Here is a 14,427-nt window from a genome sequence, read left to right as displayed (position 1 = left end):
CGGGCGGCCTGGACGGCCACCTCACCGGTGAGCCATTGGTACAGTCGTGCATCATGAGCGTGGACGCACTCGACACCCGCATCCTGCGGCTGCTGCTGGAGCAGCCGCGCACCAGCGTGCGCGAGTACGCCCGCATCCTCGGCGTGGCCCGGGGCACCCTCCAGGCCCGTCTGGACCGCATGGAGCGCGACGGCGTCATCACCGGTACGGGCCCCTCGCTGTCCCCCGCCGCGCTGGGCCACCCGGTGCTGGCCTTCGTGCACATCGAGGTGACCCAGGGCCACCTGGACGACGTGGGGGACGCGCTCGCCGCCGTGCCGGAGATCGTCGAGGCGTTCTCGATCACGGGCGGCGGCGACCTGCTGGCCCGGGTGGTGGGGCGGGACAACGCCCATCTGGAGGACGTGATCCAGAAGCTGATCAGCCTGCCGGGCGTGGTGCGCACCCGCACCGAGGTGGCCCTGCGCGAGCGTGTGCCGTACCGGCTGCTCCCCCTGGTGGAGTCGGTCGGACGGGCGGACCGCGCCTGACGCCGGGCATGCTGGACGGCATGAGCGAGCCCGGCACCCTTGCGGTCGTCTTCGACCTGGACGGAACGCTGGTGGACAGCGAGCCGAACTACTACGAGGCGGGCCGGCTGACCCTGGCCGAGCACGGCGTCCCGGACTTCACCTGGACGGAGCACGAGAGCTATGTCGGTGTCAGCACCCTGGACAGCGTCGCCCTCTGGCGGGAGCGCTACGCCCTGAGCGCCTCGGTGGAGGAGCTGTTCGAGGCGACGAACCGGCGCTATCTGGAACTGGCCCGCACCGGCACGCGCGCGTACCCGGAGATGCGGAAGTTCGTGGAGCTGCTGGCCGCCGAGGGCGTTCCGATCGCGGTGGCCTCCGGCTCCTCCCTGGAAGCGATCAAGGCGATCCTCGCCGGCACCGGCCTCGACGCCCAGCTGCGCACCGTCGTCTCGGCCGACGAGGTGCCCCGCGGCAAACCCGCCCCCGACGTCTTCCTCGAGGCTGCCCGCCGGCTCGGCGTGGATCCGGCCGGCTGCGTGGTGGTCGAGGACGCCGCGCCGGGCGCGGCGGCCGCGCACGCGGCCGGGATGCGCTGCATCGCCGTCCCGTACGTGGCGGCGCAGGCGGACGCGCCCGAGTTCGCCACGGCGGACCTGCTGGTGCGGGGCGGCCAGGCCGAGTTCACGGCGCAGTCGGCGTACGCGTGGCTCATGGACGCGGCCGGCTCCCGCTGACCCGGACGGGATCTCACGAGCCGCGCGGTGGCGCTCCCGGAGTGCGCCCGGCCGAACGGCTGCTTAGCGTGATCGCATGACCACAGTCCAGGCAGGGCCCACCCCCGACGACCGGCGGTGGAAGGCGCTCGCGGTCTGTCTGACGGCGGGGTTCATCTCGCTGCTCGACACCTCGATCGTGAACGTGGCACTGCCCTCGATGGAGCACGGACTGGGCGCCTCCGAGGCGGCCCAGTCCTGGGTGGTCTCCGGATACGCCCTGACCTTCGGGCTCGCGCTCGTCCCGGCGGGCCGGCTGGGCGACATGCGCGGCCGACGGCAGGCCTTCCTGTTCGGGCTGGCCCTGTTCACGCTGGCCTCGGCGGCGTGCGGGCTCGCTCCCGGACCGTCCTGGCTGGTGGTGTTCCGGCTGATCCAGGGCACCGCCGCGGGCATGGTCGCGCCCCAGACGTCGGGGCTGATCCAGCAGATGTTCCAGGGCTCCGAGCGGGCCAAGGCCTTCGGTCTGCTCGGCAGCGTCATCGGGGTCTCGACGGCGGTGGGGCCGCTGGCGGGCGGCGTACTGATCGACGCCGTCGGCACCGCCGACGGCTGGCGCTGGGTGTTCTTCGTCAACCTGCCCATCGGGGTGGCCGCCTTCGCCGCCGGGCTGAGGCTGCTCCCCCGCTTCCCGGTCGCCGCCGACAAGCGGGAGACGTTCGACCTGTTCGGAGTGCTGCTCCTCGGCTCCGGCGTGCTCGCGCTGATGCTGCCGCTGGTGCAGGAGCAGCAGTGGACCGGGCGGCTGAAGTGGGCGCTGCTGCCGGTGGCGGCGCTGCTGCTGGCCGCGTTCTGGGCCTGGGAGAGACGCCAGGGGCGACGCGGGCGGGCCCCGCTGGTCGACCTGGCCCTGTTCTCGCTGCGGTCCTTCACGCTCGGCGCCCTGATCAGCCTCACCTACTTCGCCGGCTTCACCACCGTCTTCTTCGTCTACACCCTGTTCCTCCAGAACACGGTCGGCTACAGCGCCCTGGCCGCGGGCCTGACGGTGCTGCCGTTCGCTGCTGCCTCGGCGGTCGGCGCGGCCGCGGGAGGCCGGCTGGTGGTGCGCTTCGGCCGCAGACTGGTCGTCATCGGGCTGAGCGGGGTGGCGCTGGGGCTGCTCGGCGTGGTCGCGGCGGTGGAGCTGGTGCCCGGGCGGAACGTCGGCTGGGCGACCGCGCTGCCACTGCTGATCGGCGGGATCGGCTCCGGTCTGACGGTCTCCCCCAACACGACCCTCACCCTCACCCGGGTCCCCGTGCACCGGGCCGGCGCGGCCGGCGGTGTCCTCCAGACGGGCCAACGGGTCGGTTCGGCGGCCGGCATCGCCGTGGTGGGCGCGGTGTACTTCGCGCACCAGGCGGGCCCCGGGTACTCCGTCACGGCCATTCAGCTCGGGCTGCTCACCGCGGTCGGGCTCATCGTGATCGCGCTGGCGCTGGCGGTGGCGGACCTGCGCGAGCGCCAGACGCGCCCCGAACCGGCACGGGCCGCGGAGGGGGTCCGGCGCGGCTCCGCGGAGGGCGGTGCCGAGGCACCGGTGCGGCCGGGGTCCTGAGCAGCCTGCGCCGCTCGTTCCCGGCCCTCAGCCCGCGCGCTCCGAGTTCTGAGCCCGCGCGCCGCTGCACCCCGGCGCCGGCGCAGAGGACACGGAAGGACGGCCGACTACGACTTGCGGCGCGGCTTGCCCCGTTTGGCCGGTTTGCCCGCCTTCCCGCCGCCCCCGGCGCCGGTGCGGCCCCGCGCGGTACGACTCGCCGGCTTCGAACCGGTCGACTTCCCGGCCGCCGGCTTCGCACGGCCGCCGCCCTGCTGGGCCCGCCCGCGCCGCTGCTCCGCCTCGGCCTTCTCCGTCGTACGGCCCCGCGAGCTGTTGACGGTGCGGCCGCGGACGATCCCGATGAAGTCCTCCACCAGGTCGGTGGTCGCCTCCTCGGGCCAGGACAGGGCGATGCTCGACTGGGGCGCGTCGGTGACGGGCCGGTAAGTGAGGTCCCTGCGGTGGTACAGCCGGGCCAGGGACTGCGGGACGATCAGCAGACCGACGCCGGCCGCGACCAGTTCGATGGCGTCGGGTGTCGTCGCGGGACGCTCGAAGGCGGGCTCGCCCGGCGGGGCGGCCCAGTCGAAGACGTCGTCGAGGGGATGGAACACGACCTCGTCGGCGAGGTCGGCCAGGGTCACCTCGTCGGCCGCCGTGATGAGGTGGTCCTTGGGCACGACGACCACCGTGGTCTCGGTGTAGAGGGGGATCGCGCTGAAGAACGAACGGTCGACCGGCAGCCGTACGAAGGCCGCGTCCGCCTCTCCGGCGCGCAGCAGCCCGGGCGCCTCGGGGGCGGGGACCTGCAGGAGGTCGAGCGGGACGCCGGGCCGGCGCTCCTGCCAGATCCGCACCCACTTGGCCGGCGTCACTCCGGGAACGTACGCGAGCCGGAACGACGGTGATTCATCCGAGCCTGTCACCAGGCCAGGCTACCGGCCGTGGTCGGCCGTCCCGCACCCGGCCGATACCCTTGACCTCATGAGTTCGCAGCAGAGCACCCAGACGATGAAGCCCGCGACCGCGGCGAAGAAGCTGGGTGTGTACCTCCCCGCCACCCCCGCCGACTTCCAGGAGGGTGTGGTCACGCGCGCCGAGCTGAACGAGCTGCAGGCCAACCCGCCCGAGTGGCTGCGCGCGCTGCGAGCGGACGGTCCGCACCCGCGTCCGGTGGTCGCCGCGAAGCTCGGCGTGTCCATCTCCGGCCTCGCGCGCGCCGGCGTCACCGAGGCGCTGACCACCGAGCAGATCGAGGCGCTCAAGCAGGAGCGGCCCGAGTGGCTGGAGAAGGAGCGGGCCACCCAGGCCGAGGTCCGCAAGGAGGGCGCACGCCTGAAGAGCCTCAAGAAGGAACAGGAAGCGCCGCACGCCTGACCCGAATGACGCCCCCGGCCCCCGGGGGCGTTGTCGTCGGCTGCCCTGCCGTCGCGCCCGATCGATCACTGCCCGTGCGAAGGGTGGGCTTCTGAGGGGCGCACCACGGCTGGAGGGGCGCGGGCCGCCGTTCCCCCGCGCCGGCGGCCCGCCCGGCGTTCGCCCGAGCAGGCCGGACGCGCCGGGTTGAAGTGTGCGGCATCCGGGGAGGGCGCGGGTATGCGTACAAGTACGTACGCGGCGCCGGCCGGGGGACGGCGCAGGGGACACACGCGGAGACGGATCTCGTGGCACAGGGGCAGGAGAAGGCCTACGAACGTCTGGTGGCGGTGGCCGTGGCTGCGCTGCACGAACGGGAGCCCGGGCGGCTGTGGCCCTCGCTGAGCGGCGCCCTGACCGAACTGTGCGGCGGCGAGGCGGCCGTCCACAAGCTGGACGACTGGAGTGAGCGCAGCGGCACGGTGGCCGCGGCCCCCGGTGCCGCCGCCCGCGAACTGGGCCGGCTCCCGGCGGCCGACCTGGGCCTGCTGCGCACCGGCTACCCCTTCGCCCGCCACTACGCGCGGCGGCCCGAGCGGTCGCCGGTCACCGCGCGCCGCGTGGCCGGCCGGGGCTGGCGGGACAGTGCGACGGCCAGGCTGCTCGGCAGGGCGCTGGACGTCGACCATGTGCTCGGCGTGCCGCTGCCCGGCAGTTCCGCGCCGATCACCGGCTGCCTGGTCTTCCGGTCCGGGACGGACTTCACCGACGACCACCTCGCCATGGCGATGCGCGCACAGCCGCTGATGGAGGCCGTGGAGCGGCAGCGCCGGCTCCTGGAGGAGTGGCGGCGGTCCCTGGCAACGGCCGGGGCGACCGGCGAGCCGGCCGCCGACTGCGCGCTGACGCCGCGCGAGACGGCCGTACTGCTGCTGCTCGCCGAGGCGCTGACCGCCGACGCCATCGGACGGCGCCTCGGCATCTCGGCCCGCACGGTCCACAAGCACGTCGAGAACATCTACCGCAAGCTGGGCACCCGCGACCGGATCGGCACCCTCCTGCGCGCGCAGCGGCTCGGGCTGGTCGCGGCGCCCGGTGGCCGCTAGGCCGTGTCCGCAAAGTCGCGCCTGCGTCACGACGCCCGGCACGCACTCTCGCCGCACCGGCCGAAAGCCCGAGTACACCCAGTACGAGGGCATCCGGCCGGCACCCCGAGAGCACGCACCGGACGCCGCGACGCCCGCCCTACGGGCGAATGACGCGACTTCGCGGACACGACCTAGCGGTGCTCGGGGTTCTCGAAGTCGTGGCGGCATCCGGCGTCCCAGGCGGTGCGCTGGTTGCCGTAGGCGGGAATGCCGCCGATGTCCTTCAGCGCCCGCGCCAGGTGCAGCAGGTTCCAGGTCATGAAGGTGGTGTTGCGGTTGGTGAAGTCGTTCTCCGGACCACCCGATCCGGGGTCCAGGTACGAGGGTCCGGGGCCCGCCTCCCCGATCCATCCGGCGTCCGCCTGCGGCGGGATGGTGTAGCCCAGGTGCTGCAGGCTGTAGAGGACGTTCATCGCGCAGTGCTTGACGCCGTCCTCGTTGCCGGTGATCAGGCAGCCGCCGACACGGCCGTAATAGGCGTACTGCCCGGCGTCGTTGAGCAGACTCGAGCAGGAGTAGAGACGCTCGATCACCTGCTTCATGACGGAACTGTTGTCGCCCAGCCAGATCGGGCCCGCCAGTACGAGGATGTCGGCCGCCAGGACCTGCTGGTAGAGGTCCGGCCAGGCGTCGGTCTCCCAGCCGTGCTCGGTCATGTCGGGCCAGACGCCGGTGGCGATGTCGTGATCCACGGCCCGCACGACGTCTACCCGCACGCCCTGCGCGTCCATCAGGCCGGTGCTCCGGTCGATCAGCCCCTGGGTGTTGCTCGTCTCCGGCGAGCGTTTGAGGGTGCAGTTGACCACCAGGGCGCGCAGGTCGTCGTACCGGGCCGGCGGTGCGCCGGTGGCGGGCGGCGAAGCGGTCACGAGGTCCTCCCGGAGCCGTTGGTTCGGGGACAGGCCGGAGTCATTCCGCGGCCGGCGGGATGTTCTGGTTGGCGTGGAAGAGGTTGTCCGGGTCGTAGGCGCGCTTGACCGAGGCGAGGCGGTCGTAGTGCCCCCGGTAGGTGGCCCGGATCCGGTCCGGGTTCTCCTGTTCGCCGATGAAGTTGACGTAGGTGCCGCCCATGGAGTGCGGGTGCAGGTCGGTCCAGTAGTCGACGCACCACTGCCGCACCAGCCCGGCGTTGGCGGGGTCGGGGTCTATGCCGCCGATCACGACGGACCAGACGGCGTCCCGGTACGCCCAGGCCGTGTCGTCGGGGCCGACACGCTGGGCCGCGCCGTCCACCGGGTACATGTGCATGGTCGAAAGGCCGGTGGGGATGTTCTCGGCGTACTTGCGGTGCACGTCGACGGCGCCGTCGGGGACGGCGTCGAAGAAGTCACCGCGCCAGTACCACTGCAGTCCCTTGGGGATCAGCGTGTCGAACATGGTCTGCAGCGCCGGGTAGGGCATGGGGGTGGTGAAGTGGAAGGCCGGCGGAGCCGGTTCGTTCACCCCCGAGAGCACCTCGGCCAGACGGTCGTCGGCGAGGCCGCCGGTGTAGCACCAGATGACGCCGCACACCTTCTCGCCGTGGATCGGCTCGGGGAACGGCGGGCCCGGCGGCACGACCAGCACGGCGAAGAAACCGCTGAGGTCCTCGGGTGCGGCGGGCAGGAACTCCCGGTACCAGCGCAGCACGTCCTCGATGCGGTCGACGGGCCAGACCGTCACCGCGACCCCGACCGTGGCGGCCGGGTGCAGCCGGAAGGTGAACGAGGTGACCACGCCGAAGTTGCCGCCTCCGCCCCGCAGCGCCCAGAACAGGTCCGGATGGCGCTCCGCCGACGCGGTGACGCAACTGCCGTCGGCCAGGACGACGTCGGCCGACACCAGGCTGTCAATGGTCAGCCCGTACCTGCGGGTGAGATGACCGTGGCCGCCGCCGAGCGTGAGGCCGCCGACGCCGGTGGTCGACATGATCCCCGCCGGTACGGCGAGCCCGAAGGCGTGGGTCGCGTGGTCGAGATCCCCGATCTGGCTGCCGCCGCCCGCCTGGACCGTCTTGGACTCGGGGTCAACCCGGACCCAGCGCATCGGCGAGAGGTCGAGCACGAGCCCGTCGTCGACCAGGCACAGGCCCGGCCCGCTGTGGCCGCCGCCGCGCACCGCCAGCTCGGCGCCGGTGTCCCGGGCGAAGGAGATCACCGCCTGCACGTCCGCCACGTCCACGCACCGCGCGAAGGCCGCGGGCCGCCGGTCGATCATGGCGTTGTAGATGCTGCGGGCCTCGTCGTAGCCGGGGTCACGCGGGGCGATCACCGGCCCGCGCAGTGCCTCGCGCAGACCGCCGACAGCCGTTTCGTCGATAGCGCCCATGGCTGAGGACCTCTGTGTGGAGCGTGGTTCCGGTGATCGGACGCGCCACCTCGCCCGCGCGCCCGGTCTTCAGTTTTCACCCGCGAGTGACGCCCCGCACGTCGGCGTCGCGGGGCCGCAGGGCGCACCGGGGCGGCGCTCAGCCCAGGAAGCTCAGCCGGACCTGGCGTTCGCGGTTGTCCTTGTTCGTGTCGACGAGGCAGACCGACTGCCAGGTCCCCAGTTCCAGGCGCCCGCCGATGACCGGAAGGGTCGCGTACGGCGGGACGAGGGCGGGGAGGACGTGGTCGCGGCCGTGGCCCGGGCTGCCGTGCCGGTGCTGCCAGCGGTCGTCGGCGGGCAGCAGGGAGTGCAGGGCGGCGAGGAGGTCCTCGTCGCTGCCGGCGCCCGTCTCGATGATCGCGAGGCCGGCCGTGGCGTGCGGGACGAAGATGTTGAGCAGGCCGTCGCGGCCGGCCGCGGCATCCCGCAGGAAGTCCTCGCACTCGCCGGTGAGATCGACGACCCGCTCCCGGGAACCGGTGGTGACGTTCAGCATTCGGGTGGTGAAGGCATCTGACATGCCCTCCATCCTGACCCATGTGCCGGGTTTCACACGCTGTGAGGCACCGGCTCGGGCGGCGTGCCGGGCGGGCGGGAAGATCCGCGAGCGCCCCGCTGTTGGCAGGGGCGTGAGCGAGACGCGCGCGGTCGACGTGGTCGTCATAGGCGCTGGACAGGCGGGTCTGTCCAGCGCCTATCACCTGCGGCGGGCCGGACTGGAGCCGGACCGCGACTTCGTGGTCCTGGACCACTCCCCCGCGCCGGGCGGCGCCTGGCAGTTCCGCTGGCCGTCGCTGACGTACGGCAAGGTGCACGGGATGCACTCGCTGCCCGGCATGGAGTTGACGGACGCCGATCCGGCGCGGCCGTCGGCGGAGGTCGTCGGCGGCTATTTCGGCCACTACGAGCGGGCCTTCGACCTGCGCGTACGCCGTCCTGTCGATGTGACGGCCGTACGTCAGGGGGAGGAGGGCCGGGACGGACGGCTGTCCGTGGAGACCTCGGACGGCGGCTGGGCCACGCGGACGCTGATCAACGCGACCGGTACCTGGGACCGGCCGTTCTGGCCGCGTTACCCGGGCCAGGAGACTTTTCGGGGACGGCAGTTGCACACGGCGCAGTACGCCGGGCCGGAGGAGTTCGCCGGCCGTCGGGTCGTGGTGGTGGGCGGCGGCGCCTCCGGCACCCAGCACCTGCTGGAACTCGCCCCGTACGCGGCCGCCACCACCTGGGTCACCCGCAGGCCCCCGGTCTTCCGAGAGGGTCCGTTCGACCAGGAGGCGGGCCGGGCGGCCGTGGCGCTGGTGGATGAGCGGGTACGGCAGGGCCTGGTGCCGAGGAGCGTCGTCTCCGTCACCGGGCTGCCGCTGAACGACGCCGTCCGGCAGGGCCTCGCCGACGGCGTCCTGGACCGCAGGCCGATGTTCGACCGGATCACCCCGGACGGGGTGGAGTGGAATGACGGACAGCGCGTCGAGGCCGACGTCATCCTCTGGGCCACCGGTTTCCGCGCGGCACTGGATCACCTCGCACCGCTGCGGCTGCGGGAGCCGGGCGGCGGGATCCGGGTGGACGGGACCCGGGCGGTCGCCGATCCGCGCGTCCACCTCGTCGGCTACGGTCCGTCGGCCAGTACGGTGGGCGCGAACCGGGCCGGGCGCGCGGCCGTCCGGGACATCGTGCGCCTGCTGGCCGGGGAGCCGGTCGGGCCGCTCGCCGCGTGACGTTGCGCCGGTTCAGCGTGGCGGCTGGGGTGCCGCGGGCTGTCCGGAGCCGCTGCCGCTGGGCTGCGGCGAGGGCGCCGGGCTCTGGTGGCGGGCGCTGAACTCGGTCACGTTGCGCACGTGTTCGGCGTAGTCCGCGGTGAAGCGGGTGTCGCCGGGCTTGACCGTGACGTAGTACAGCCAGTCGCCGGACGGCGGGTTGGTGACGGCGCGCATGGCCTCCGGGCCGGGGTTGCCGATCGGGGTGGGCGGCAGTCCGACGCGCCGGTAGGAGTTGTAGGGGCTGTCCGAGTCGGCGTGGTCGCCCGCGTTTCCGCCGGTGCGGTTCAGCGCGTAGTTGAGCGTGGTGCCCACCTGCAGCGGCATGCCCCGCTGGAGCCGGTTGAGGATGACCCGCGCCACCTTCCCCATGTCGGCCTTGGCGGTCGACTCGGCCTGGACGATGCTGGCGACGATGATCGTCTGGTAGACGTTCAGCGTGTTGCGCTGGGCCCCGGCGGCGACCGGGGGCGTGTCGAACTTCTTCTCGGCCGTGCCGACCATGAGCCGCAGCAGCGACTCGGGGGTGGCGCCCTTCGCGAGGGGATAGGTGCCCGGGAAGAGGTAACCCTCCGGGTTGCCCGCAGCCTCCTTGGGCAGCTTGAGGCCGGCCTTGCCCAGTGACTTGCGGGTGCTGCCCGGGGGAAGTTCGAGGGCCTTGTCGACGGCCTCGTACACCTGGCTCGCGCGCCGGCCCTCCGGGATGACCAGCGTGCGGGGCCTGACCTGCTCCGTACGGCCGCCCGCGAGGCTCAGCAGCGGCACCGCCACGGCGGTGCCGGCCAGGACGGCGCCGGTCACGACGAGGGCGAGCTTGCCCCGGCGCGTCAGTCGCATCGTGCTCCGTGGTGGAGTGTTCATCTGCATGCGGGCACGGTAGTACGCGTATGGTCGTAAACCCGACATATCGTCAGCTTGTCGGCGAGGGCCCGCCGTACGTCAGCCCGCCGGGGTCAGCCGGGCGTCCCGCCGCACCAGGGCCGCGTACCGTCCGTCCAGTTCCAGCAGTTCCTCGTGCGTGCCCCGTTCGGCGACCCGGCCGGAGTCCAGGACGACGATCTGGTCGGCACCGCGGACGGTGGACAGGCGGTGGGCGATGGTGAGCGTCGTCCGGTCGGCCGACAGGGCGTCGATGGCCTGCTGCACGGCGGCTTCCGTGCGGGTGTCCAGGGCGCTGGTCGCCTCGTCCAGGATGAGCACCGGCGGATCGCGCAGGATGGTGCGGGCTATCGCCAGACGCTGCTTCTCACCGCCGGAGAAGCGGTGGCCGCGCTCGCCGACGACGGTCTCGTAGCCGTCGGGCAGCGCGGAGATGTGGTCGTGGATCTGGGCGGCCCGCGCGGCCGCGTACAGCTCCTCGTCGGTGGCGTCCGGCTTGGCGAAGCGGAGGTTGTCGGCGACCGAGGCGTGGAAGAGGTAGGTCTCCTGCGAGACGACGCCGACGGCACGCGCGAGGGTGTCGAAGTCGAGGTCGCGCACGTCCACTCCGTCGATGGTGACGCGGCCGCCGGTGACGTCGTAGAGCCGGGGCACGAGGCAGCCGAGGGTGGACTTGCCGGCGCCGGTGGGACCGACGACGGCGAGACTGCCGCCGGCGGGCACGGTGATGTCGAGGCCGTCGAGGACCGGGGCGCCCTTGCCGTCGTAGCGGAACTCGACGTCCTCGAAGCGCACTTCGCCCTTGACCTCGTCGAGTCGGACCGGCCGCTCCCGCTCGGTGATGTCGACGGGCAGGTCCAGGTACTCGAAGATGCGCTGGAAGAGCGCGAGGGAGGTCTGCACCTGCACGCCGGTCGCCAGCAGGCTCACCGCGGGACGGAACAGACCCTGCTGGAGCGAGACGAAGGCGACGATGGTGCCGAGCGAGACCTGCGGGCCGCCGAGCTGGAGGGCGAGCCCCGCGGTCCAGTAGATGACGGCGGGCATGGCGGCCATGACGATCGTGATCACGGCCATCCGCCAGCGGCCGGCCATGTTGGACCTCACCTCGAGGTCAACCAGTTGCTCGGACTCCGCGGCGAAGGACGCGGTGAGCGAGTCGGAGCGCCCCATGGTGCGCCCGAGCAGGATGCCGCTGACGGAGAGCGACTCGGTGACCGTGGCGGCCATCGCGGCCATCTGCTTCTGGCGCTGGGTGGTGATCTTCTTGCGCTCGTTGCCGACGCGGCGGCTGATCCACACGAACACCGGAAGCAGGAGCAGCGAGACGACGGTGAGCCGCCAGTCGAGGGCCACCATGGCGACGATCGTGGCGACGACACTGGTGACGTTGGAGACCAGCGAGGTCGCGGTGGAGGTGACGGTGGCCTGCATGCCGCCGATGTCGTTGGCGATACGGGACTGCACCTCGCCGGTGCGGGTGCGGGTGAAGAAGGCGAGCGACATGCGCTGCAGGCGGCCGTAGACGGCCGTGCGCAGGTCGTGCATGACGCGCTGGCCGACGGTGGTCGAGATCAGGGTCTGCAGGACGCCGAAGACGCTGGAGAGGACCGCGCTCAGGATCATGCCGAGCGCGAGCAGGCTCAGCAGGCCGGTGCGACGCTCGGGGAGCGCCACGTCGAGGATCTCCTTGAGAAGGAACGGCGTGGCCACCGAGACCAGCGACGAGGCGCCGACCAGCAGGCCGACGATCGCGAGGCGCCCGCGGTAGGGGCGGAACAGCTTCAGGATGCGGCGCACCTGCCGAGGCTGTTCGCCGGTGTCGGCAGGCGGGGTCCAGGAGGGTTCTCGTTCGGGATGCATGGGCTCCTACGGAGGTGGCGGGCGGCGGCCGGGACCGGACGCCGGCGACTTATGGATCGTAGCTCATTGTTACCTATACTCACAATGAACGGCATCCTGATATTGTTCCCGCATGACCTCCCCCGATCCCGACGGCCTGCTCGCCGAGCAGTTGCTGCGGCTCACCCGCCGGGTCCACCGCATCCAGAAACGCCATCTGGAGCGGCGGGAACTGGGCGTCACCCCGGCCCAGTCCCGGCTGCTGCGCACCCTCGCGCACTACGGCTCGCCCCCGCGCATGGCCGACCTCGCCGAGCGCCTCGAAGTGGTGCCGCGCGCGGTGACGACGCTGGTCGACGGCCTCGAGGCGAGCGGCAAGGTGCGCCGGGTCCCGGACCCGTCGAACCGGCGGGTGACCCGGATCGAGCTGACGGACGAGGGCCGCGAGACCCTGCGCGAGGTGCGCGGGGCGCGCCGGTCGGCCGCCGAGGAGATACTCGCCCCGCTGACGGAGAAGGAGCGCGCGGTGCTCGGCGTGCTCCTGGACACGCTGGTCGACTCGGAGACCGTCAGACACTGCTGAACCCGGGCGTTCCCCGCTCCCGCTCCCTCGCGTGGCGCGGGCGCGGGAGCGGGGGTGGGGGCGCCGGCCGGCCTCAGCAGCGTCGGCGGTCCTCCGTGAGCGCGCCCTGCGCCGTGCTCAGCGTGCGGTCGTAGCACCCCGCCGAGCCGTCCACGCGGTAGCGCTCACTGGACGTGCCGACCGCGTGCCGCTGGTCGCGCGGGACGCCGAGCGTGTACGCGGCGTCGCCGCTGTAGGTGTCGTCGAGTCGCGACCACGCCGTGCGCCGGCCGCCCTCGTGCCGCACGAGCGTGGCCCGGTCGCCCAGGGTGAGCACGGTGCGCAGCCGGTCGTCCGTGCCGAGGGTGGTCGCGCCGTTCATCGTGTACGTCCGGTGGGTGTGCGTCGTGCGTGCCGCGCCCGCCTCCGCCACGGCGACGGTCTCGTCGTCCGTCCAGGCCGCGTCGAGTCCGTCGGTGTTCTCGCCGTCGGTCCAGCGGTGCGCGGAGGTGTTGGCGAGGGCGCGGGTGACGGTGGTGGTCACGCGGCCGTGCGAGGTGTTCAGGTAGCCGGAGACGGTGAGCCGGTGCCCGGCCTCGGTGTCGACCCGGTTCTCCGCGCCCGGCGTGTAGACCGAGGAGTCGGCGACATCGGTCGCCTCGGAACGGGTGAGCGCCCCGGTGACGTGGGCCCGGTGCGCGTCCTGCCACACCAGCACGTTCACGGGGGTGCTCCACCCGGACTGCCCGGCGGGCACGCCGACCACGGAGACCTCGACGCGGTGCGGGCGGCCGTCGTTGAGGAGCCCGGCGAACGGCGTGAGGTCGTACTCGACGGGCCGCACGTCGAAGGCGCGTGGCGCCGGGAGGACGTACCAGAGGAAGGGGTTGGACCAGCCGCCGGTCCACACATGGGGGAACGGTGCGGCGATCCCGGCGAGCCGCCCGTCGACCTTGATCTGCACCTCGCGGTACGGACCGTGGTCGGCCTTGCAGGAGTAGGCGGCCGGATCGGCCACGGTCAGGTACCAGAACTCCTCGCAGCCGCCGCCGGATCCGGTGGCGTACACCTCCGCGACGATGCGCTCGCTGTTGCGCGGTGTGGTGAGGGTGGTCGCGTCCGGCGCACCGTCGAGGGTGAGGACGCGGTCGGGCGCCGGCGCGTCGGGGCGGCCCCGGTAGAAGGTGAGCGTCACCTTGACGTCGATGACGCCGGTGTAGGTGTCGTCCACTACGTTCCCGATGAGCATCTCGACGTCCTGCGGTCCGCGGAGGACGTCGCTGTACCGGGTGACGTCCTTCTCCACGTGCCACTCGATGCCGTCGGGCGACGGCTCCGGTGTCGAGGTGCGCAGGATCTCGGCGCCGCCGACGTGCAGGTAGCCGAGGCGGTCGAACTGACGGCCCTTGACCTCGCCGTCGAGCCGCAGCACGACCTTGCTCCAGCGGTCGCCGCAGCCCCGTGGCGGTGTGTACGCGCCCCGGTAGGGAGTGAAGTCACGGAACTGGTTCTCGGCCAGGGTGACCTGGCAGGACTTGGTGTGCGGCCGGGTGACGGGCGGGACGGCGGTCACCGGATCGTGCCAGTCGGTGCCGAACTCGGCGGGAGCGCCCGCGGATCGGGGCGCCGTCCCGGCGGCAGCCGCGCCGGTACCGAAGAGCGTGCTCGCCAGGAGGGTCGCCCCGGCGAGCATGGACATGACTATCCGTCTTCTCATGGGC

Annotated in this window: 14 protein-coding genes; 7 read left to right on the top strand and 7 right to left on the bottom strand. The window is 72.7% G+C overall.

Going from position 1 to position 14,427, the window contains the following annotated elements; all coding sequences use genetic code 11:
- The first annotated feature begins 53 nt into the window (after positions 1-53).
- From ACFYU0_RS01150 to ACFYU0_RS01140, 3 genes are all read left to right on the top strand, one after another.
- Entirely contained in the window at positions 54-530 is a 477-nt protein-coding gene (locus tag ACFYU0_RS01150) for an Lrp/AsnC family transcriptional regulator (protein WP_351660399.1), read from the top strand.
- A 20-nt stretch (positions 531-550) separates the two neighbouring features.
- A complete protein-coding gene (locus tag ACFYU0_RS01145; protein ID WP_389296897.1) occupies positions 551-1,246 on the top strand; it encodes an HAD family hydrolase in 696 nt (231 codons plus the stop codon).
- A 76-nt stretch (positions 1,247-1,322) separates the two neighbouring features.
- On the top strand, positions 1,323-2,825 hold the full coding sequence (locus ACFYU0_RS01140; protein WP_351660395.1) for an MFS transporter: 1,503 nt from the start codon (positions 1,323-1,325) through the stop codon (positions 2,823-2,825).
- A gap of 107 nt (positions 2,826-2,932) precedes the next feature.
- Here the strand turns inward: ACFYU0_RS01140 and ACFYU0_RS01135 are convergent, their stop codons facing one another.
- Positions 2,933-3,733, bottom strand: coding sequence for a LysR family substrate-binding domain-containing protein (locus ACFYU0_RS01135; protein WP_389296894.1), 801 nt, complete (start codon positions 3,731-3,733; stop codon positions 2,933-2,935).
- A gap of 58 nt (positions 3,734-3,791) precedes the next feature.
- Here ACFYU0_RS01135 and ACFYU0_RS01130 point away from each other — a divergent pair, with 58 nt between their 5' ends.
- Positions 3,792-4,184, top strand: coding sequence for a DUF5997 family protein (locus ACFYU0_RS01130; RefSeq protein ID WP_351660392.1), 393 nt, complete (start codon positions 3,792-3,794; stop codon positions 4,182-4,184).
- A gap of 287 nt (positions 4,185-4,471) precedes the next feature.
- Positions 4,472-5,269, top strand: coding sequence for a LuxR C-terminal-related transcriptional regulator (locus tag ACFYU0_RS01125; protein ID WP_351660390.1), 798 nt, complete (start codon positions 4,472-4,474; stop codon positions 5,267-5,269).
- Between the two features lie 173 nt (positions 5,270-5,442).
- Here ACFYU0_RS01125 and ACFYU0_RS01120 read toward each other — a convergent pair whose 3' ends face one another.
- From ACFYU0_RS01120 to ACFYU0_RS01110, 3 genes are all read right to left on the bottom strand, one after another.
- Positions 5,443-6,180, bottom strand: a complete 738-nt coding sequence (locus tag ACFYU0_RS01120; RefSeq protein WP_351660388.1) for a flavodoxin family protein — start codon at positions 6,178-6,180, stop codon at positions 5,443-5,445.
- Positions 6,181-6,220: 40 nt separating this feature from the next.
- Positions 6,221-7,618: an FAD-binding oxidoreductase gene (locus ACFYU0_RS01115; RefSeq protein ID WP_389296891.1), complete on the bottom strand. Its 1,398-nt coding sequence runs from the start codon at positions 7,616-7,618 to the stop codon at positions 6,221-6,223.
- A gap of 139 nt (positions 7,619-7,757) precedes the next feature.
- Complete coding sequence (locus ACFYU0_RS01110) at positions 7,758-8,180, bottom strand: secondary thiamine-phosphate synthase enzyme YjbQ (RefSeq protein ID WP_351660385.1); 423 nt, start codon at positions 8,178-8,180, stop codon at positions 7,758-7,760.
- Positions 8,181-8,289: 109 nt separating this feature from the next.
- Here ACFYU0_RS01110 and ACFYU0_RS01105 point away from each other — a divergent pair, with 109 nt between their 5' ends.
- Positions 8,290-9,384: an NAD(P)-binding domain-containing protein gene (locus ACFYU0_RS01105; protein ID WP_389296888.1), complete on the top strand. Its 1,095-nt coding sequence runs from the start codon at positions 8,290-8,292 to the stop codon at positions 9,382-9,384.
- A 12-nt stretch (positions 9,385-9,396) separates the two neighbouring features.
- On the opposite strand, the gene mltG is transcribed toward ACFYU0_RS01105, so the two are convergent.
- A complete protein-coding gene (mltG, locus tag ACFYU0_RS01100; protein ID WP_389296886.1) occupies positions 9,397-10,290 on the bottom strand; it encodes an endolytic transglycosylase MltG in 894 nt (297 codons plus the stop codon).
- 72 nt (positions 10,291-10,362) lie between these two features.
- Positions 10,363-12,165 carry an ABC transporter ATP-binding protein gene (locus ACFYU0_RS01095; RefSeq protein ID WP_389296883.1) on the bottom strand — a complete coding sequence of 601 codons (1,803 nt, stop codon included), beginning with the start codon at positions 12,163-12,165 and terminating at the stop codon, positions 10,363-10,365.
- 112 nt (positions 12,166-12,277) lie between these two features.
- On the opposite strand from ACFYU0_RS01095, the gene ACFYU0_RS01090 reads away from it, so the two are divergent.
- Complete coding sequence (locus tag ACFYU0_RS01090) at positions 12,278-12,727, top strand: MarR family winged helix-turn-helix transcriptional regulator (RefSeq protein WP_389296881.1); 450 nt, start codon at positions 12,278-12,280, stop codon at positions 12,725-12,727.
- A 73-nt stretch (positions 12,728-12,800) separates the two neighbouring features.
- Here ACFYU0_RS01090 and ACFYU0_RS01085 read toward each other — a convergent pair whose 3' ends face one another.
- Entirely contained in the window at positions 12,801-14,423 is a 1,623-nt protein-coding gene (locus tag ACFYU0_RS01085) for a peptide-N4-asparagine amidase (protein WP_389296879.1), read from the bottom strand.
- Positions 14,424-14,427 lie beyond the last annotated feature (4 nt).

Source organism: Streptomyces sp. NPDC003720, assembly GCF_042875075.1.
In the GTDB taxonomy this organism is placed as follows: domain Bacteria; phylum Actinomycetota; class Actinomycetes; order Streptomycetales; family Streptomycetaceae; genus Streptomyces.
Note: the sequence above shows the minus strand (reverse complement) of the source record. Positions and strands in the feature narration are given on the sequence as shown.

Coding starts and splice junctions, on each gene's coding strand:
- ACFYU0_RS01145 (WP_389296897.1), top strand. CDS start 551: ATGAGCGAGCCCGGCACCCTTGCGGTCGTCTTCGACCTGGACGGAACG.
- ACFYU0_RS01110 (WP_351660385.1), bottom strand. CDS start 8,180: ATGTCAGATGCCTTCACCACCCGAATGCTGAACGTCACCACCGGTTCC.
- ACFYU0_RS01090 (WP_389296881.1), top strand. CDS start 12,278: ATGACCTCCCCCGATCCCGACGGCCTGCTCGCCGAGCAGTTGCTGCGG.
- ACFYU0_RS01150 (WP_351660399.1), top strand. CDS start 54: ATGAGCGTGGACGCACTCGACACCCGCATCCTGCGGCTGCTGCTGGAG.
- mltG (WP_389296886.1), bottom strand. CDS start 10,290: ATGCAGATGAACACTCCACCACGGAGCACGATGCGACTGACGCGCCGG.
- ACFYU0_RS01140 (WP_351660395.1), top strand. CDS start 1,323: ATGACCACAGTCCAGGCAGGGCCCACCCCCGACGACCGGCGGTGGAAG.
- ACFYU0_RS01115 (WP_389296891.1), bottom strand. CDS start 7,618: ATGGGCGCTATCGACGAAACGGCTGTCGGCGGTCTGCGCGAGGCACTG.
- ACFYU0_RS01085 (WP_389296879.1), bottom strand. CDS start 14,423: ATGAGAAGACGGATAGTCATGTCCATGCTCGCCGGGGCGACCCTCCTG.
- ACFYU0_RS01095 (WP_389296883.1), bottom strand. CDS start 12,165: ATGCATCCCGAACGAGAACCCTCCTGGACCCCGCCTGCCGACACCGGC.
- ACFYU0_RS01130 (WP_351660392.1), top strand. CDS start 3,792: ATGAGTTCGCAGCAGAGCACCCAGACGATGAAGCCCGCGACCGCGGCG.